The sequence below is a fragment of the Streptomyces sp. NPDC014734 genome (genome assembly GCF_043083325.1).
In the GTDB taxonomy this organism is placed as follows: domain Bacteria; phylum Actinomycetota; class Actinomycetes; order Streptomycetales; family Streptomycetaceae; genus Streptomyces.
Map to the genome: position 1 here is coordinate 1 of NZ_JBIBYN010000059.1, position 4,472 is coordinate 4,472.

Here is a 4,472-nt window from a genome sequence, read left to right on the forward strand (position 1 = left end):
GCATACACCGACACATCCACCGGCGCCAGATCCAACACACCCCCCACCGGAAAACCCGGCCCACGCAACGAGAACTGCTCCCACAACCGCCAACGGCGGCCCAGCAGCAGGGCGCCGTCGTCACTCATGGGCCACGCCCGCCGGAGCCTGTGCGAGGTCCTCGGCGACGATCTCCGCCAGCTCCGCGGGGGTGGGGTAGGCGAAGACCAGGGCGACCGCGATCTCGGTGTCCAGCACCTCCTGGATGCGGCCGGTGATCTGAAACGCCGTCAGTGAGTCACCGCCGGATTCGAAGAAGTCCGCGTCCGCGTCGAGTCCTTCGTTGCTCAGCGCCTCCTGGTAGAAGCGGGTGATCAGTTCGGTCAGCCCGGCGGTGGTCCGCAGGTCCCGCGCGACGACCTGGTCCTGGACGGTCATAGTGGCTCCTTCGAAGTAGAGGCAGAGACGAAAGCGGTCTTGAGTGGGTTCAGTGCCGCGACCGGCAAGGGCCGTCCCGCAGGGCGGGCGTCGCCGGGAGCGGCACTGACGTCATGACAGGACGGGCAGCGGTGGTACGGGGGGCGGCGGGGCCTGGGGGCCCGGCCCGGCGGCCGCGCCCGCGCCCATGGCGGCCAGGGCGGCCGACGAGTTGCCGCCGGAGACCACCACGGCCGTACGTCCGCGGAAGCCGCGCCGGAGCGCGCCGGCCAGAGCCGTGGATCCGCTCGGTTCGGCGGGCAGGCCGGCCCGGTGCAGCAGCTCCATGGCCTGGAGGATCTCCTCGTCCTCGACGGCGATCAGTTCGTCGACGCGCCGCTGGACGATGGGGAAGATGATCTCGCCGGGCCGCTGGCCGCGCAGTCCGTCGGCGACGGTCTGCGAGGCGGGCAGCTCCACCGGACGTCCGGCGGCGACCGACGCGGCGTAGCGGCACGCCTGCCGGGGCTCCACGCCGATGACCCGCAGCGGGCGCCCGGCGAGGCCGGCCGCCAGGCAGCTGCCCGCCAGCAGCCCGCCGCCGCCGACCGGCACGAACAGCAGATCGAGATCGGGCACCTCCTCCAGAATCTCCAGGGCCACGGTGCCCTGCCCGGCGACGACACGTTCGTCGTCCGAGGACGGCACCAGCAGGGCACCGGTGTCCGCGGCCAGTTGCCGGGCGATCCGGTCGCGTGCGGCGACGCCGCCGTCCACCGTCAGCACCCGGGCGCCCAGCCCGCGGATGGCGTCGGCCTTGGCCCGGCCCGCTCCGGACGCCATCACCACGGTGGCCTCGGTGCCGGTCCGGCGGGCGAGCGCGGCCACCGCGATCCCGTGGTTGCCGGAGGAGCCGGCGACCACCGCCGGGGTGTCCCGGCCGAGCATGGCGTTGGCGGCGCCCCGGGCCTTGAACGAGCCGCCGCGCTGGAGGTGTTCGGCCTTCAGCAGCAGTCCGCGCAGTCCGCGGCCGGGCGACTCCGGCAGTGCGTCGGCGGTCAGCAGCGGCGTACGGCGCACCGGCCCGCGGATCCGTTCCGCCGCCTCCCGCACCTCGGCCGGGCCGAGGCGGATGCCGGCGGCGGTCACGGCGTCCGGCCCGCGACCTGCGGGCGGCCGTGGTGCAGGGCGGCCCGGTCCGTCTTGCCCGTGCGTGTGGTGGGCAGCCGGTCGATGCGGTGGAACCGGCGCGGCATCATGTGCGGCGGCAGGGCCTTCGCGAGGTGCCTGCGCAGCTCCGCGTCGGTGACGGTGTCGAGCGCTCCGGTGACATGGGCGTACAGGAACACCCGCCCCCGTTCGTCGGGTTCGGCGGTGACGACGGCGCCGGTCACCCGGGGGTGGCCGAGCAGCACGCCCTCGATCTCGGCGGGGTCGACCCGGTAGCCCCGGATCTTCACCTGCCGGTCGGAGCGGCCCAGGTACTCCAGTACGCCGTCCGGCCTGCGCCGTGCCAGGTCTCCGGTGCGGTAGGCGCGTGCGCCCGGCGGCCCGCCCGGATCCGGGCGGAAGCGGTCGGCGGTCAGCTCGGGCCGGCCCCGGTAGCCGCGCGCCACCCCGATGCCGCCGAGGACGATCTCGCCGGTCTCGCCCGGCGGCACCTCCCGTCCGTCGGGGCCGACCAGTCTCGCCGACATCCCGTCGATCGGGGTCCCGACCAGGTCGGCGGTGGTCTCCGGTTCGGGGGGCACCGCGTAGCGGGTGGCGGTCATGGTGCATTCGGTGGGGCCGTACTGGTTGACCAGATTGCCGGGCAGCAGCCGGCGGGCGCCGGAGCTGAGGAACGGCAGCAGCGATTCGCCGCTGGCCACCACCAGGCGCAGTCCGCTCAGCCGCTCCTCGGCCCGGTCCTGCTGGGCGAGGAAGGTGAGGAAGGACGGGGTGACGCTCAGCAGGGTGTCGACGCCCTCACGTCGCAGGGTCTCCGCGAAACTGTCGGCGCGCAGCAGGGTGCTCCGCTCCGCCAGGAGCACGGTGCCCCCGGCGACCAGCGGGGCGAAGGTGTCGCGGATGGAGGCGTCGTAGCCGAGGGGAGCGACCTGGAGCGCCACGGTGTGCGGGCCGAGGCCGTAGTCGCGGACGATGAAGCGCAGATACGAGTCGAGGCCGGCCCGCTCGATCAGGACGGCGTTCGGGGTGCCGGTGGAGCCGGACGTGTGGCTGACGTAGGCGAGTTGCCGTCCGGATGCCTCCGGCCACCCGTCGGAGGTCTCCACTCCTTCGAAACCGGCAGGACCGTCCGGGCCGTCCGGCCCGTCCAGTTCGTCGAGGTCGATCACCGGTCCTTCCACCGTCAGCCCCGTACTCCGCCGCACCGTGCTCCGGGTGAGCAGGGCGGTGGCGCCGCCGCTGCGGAGCATGGCGGCCAGCCGGGGCAGCGGCTGCGTCACGTCCAGTGTGAGGAAGGCGCCTCCCGCGCGGAGTACCGCGGCCACCGCCACCACGCTCTCCGGCCCCGGTTCCAGCGCGATGGCGCAGACCCGCTCCCGCCCGATTCCCCGGGCGGTCAGGGTGCGGGCCAGCCCGTCGGTCCAGGTGTCCAACCGACGGTAGCTGACGGAGCCGGCCGGAGTGCGCAGAGCGGTGGCCCCGGGCGTGCGCACGGCGTGCGCGCGGATCGTGTCGAGGAAGCTCACCATGACGGCACGCCTCCCTGCCGGTGCTCCTGGTCGACGGCGACGAAGCGGAGTTCGGAGGTGTACGCGTTGCCCCGGTCGTCGGTGAGCCACGCGTGCTCGGGGGTGGGCAGCATCTCGGTGATGGTGAGCTTGGCCTCCGGGTCCTTCCGCGCCAGCCGCCGCGCGGCCTTGGCCAGGATGTTCACATACACCGGGGCGTCGAAATCCACGTAGAACGGACGCGGCTCCGTCGGCGACACCACGAACACGTACCGCGGCAGACCCCGCTCGCTCCGCCAGTTCCGCGCCCGCACATACCGCCGGGCCTCGCTCTTCTCCCCCGCGAACCCCAGATCACCGCCCGTGAACCGCCACGACTCCCGGCTCACCACCAGCTTGTCCACCGCCACCCGCGGCACATGGTCCGCGTCGGGTCGGAGCGCGAAGCGGTCCATGACGCGGTTGGTGAGGGCGTGACTGAAGACGTCCAGTACGTCGAACTCACTGCCGTCCGGCAGAACGGCCGTCAGCCGGCCGTCGCGGTCGGCCACGGTGACCTCCGCGCTGAGCACGGTGCGGTCCCGGTGCGGGTCGGCGGTGTGGTCGGCGACGGCGACGAAGTAGTCCTCCGGGCGGTCCAGGGCGGGGCGGCTGCGCGCCGACCACTTCAGCGGCAGTTCCTTGGGCAGCATCGGCATCAGCCGGGGCCCGGGGAAGTCGCGGCTGGTCTCGGCGAGGAGCTCCTCGACGGCCGGGTGCTGGTTGACGAAGAGCGAGGCGGCCACGGTGTTCATGGCGATGTGCAGTTCGCCCAGGACGAGTTCGAAATCGCCCCGCTCGACCGCCGCGGCGTCCTTGGCCATGATGAGTACGTCGGGGCTGACGTAGCGGGAGAGCGACCAGCCGTCGCGCGGGCCGTCGAACTCCTCGCGGACCCGGTCGGCGATGTCCGCGCAGGAAAGCTGCACCCGGCGAGCGCCTTCGGGGGCGTCGATGATCCGGGCCCAGCGCTCGCGCAGTTCGGCGCCGATCCGGTCCGCTTCCGGCATGGACGCGGCGTGCGGGGCCGGCAGGCAGGCGAACCAGAGCGAGGCGAGGTCGGTGGTCGGCCGGTCGCCGCGCACCCGGTCGAAGCTCTCGCGGATCCGGGCGCGCATGGACTCCGCGTACCGGCTGGTGAGCCATCCCACGGCCGTCAGGCACAGGGAGAGCGGAGTCAGTTCGTCCAGGACGGCGGTGCTCAGCCGGGCGGTGGCGGAGCGCCGGGTGTCGGAGTAGACCAGCGACCGGTTCGGTGCGGTGCGGGTGCCCTTGGCGCGCTGGGAGGCGGTGTCGGTGATCCGGGTGAAGTCCTCCTCCAGCGCGGCGAGCGCCTCGCACAGCGCACCGGCGTCACGG

General features: G+C 73.7%; 4 protein-coding genes. All 4 read right to left on the reverse strand.

All coding sequences use genetic code 11. The features are described 5' to 3' along the window. Positions 1–120: 120 nt before the first annotated feature. Positions 121–417: an acyl carrier protein gene (locus tag ACF1CT_RS37295; RefSeq protein WP_391788479.1), complete on the reverse strand. Its 297-nt coding sequence runs from the start codon at positions 415–417 to the stop codon at positions 121–123. A gap of 111 nt (positions 418–528) precedes the next feature. After that, complete coding sequence (locus ACF1CT_RS37300; protein WP_391788480.1) at positions 529–1,545, reverse strand: threonine/serine dehydratase; 1,017 nt, start codon at positions 1,543–1,545, stop codon at positions 529–531. Then, positions 1,542–3,095, reverse strand: coding sequence for an amino acid adenylation domain-containing protein (locus ACF1CT_RS37305; protein ID WP_391788481.1), 1,554 nt, complete (start codon positions 3,093–3,095; stop codon positions 1,542–1,544). The genes ACF1CT_RS37300 and ACF1CT_RS37305 overlap by 4 nt, the downstream gene beginning before the upstream one ends. Then, on the reverse strand, positions 3,089–4,472 hold a 1,384-nt coding region (locus ACF1CT_RS37310; protein ID WP_391788482.1), incomplete at its 5' end, for a lantibiotic dehydratase. The genes ACF1CT_RS37305 and ACF1CT_RS37310, both read right to left, overlap by 7 nt.

Coding starts and splice junctions, on each gene's coding strand:
- ACF1CT_RS37295 (WP_391788479.1), bottom strand. CDS start 417: ATGACCGTCCAGGACCAGGTCGTCGCGCGGGACCTGCGGACCACCGCC.
- ACF1CT_RS37305 (WP_391788481.1), bottom strand. CDS start 3,095: ATGGTGAGCTTCCTCGACACGATCCGCGCGCACGCCGTGCGCACGCCC.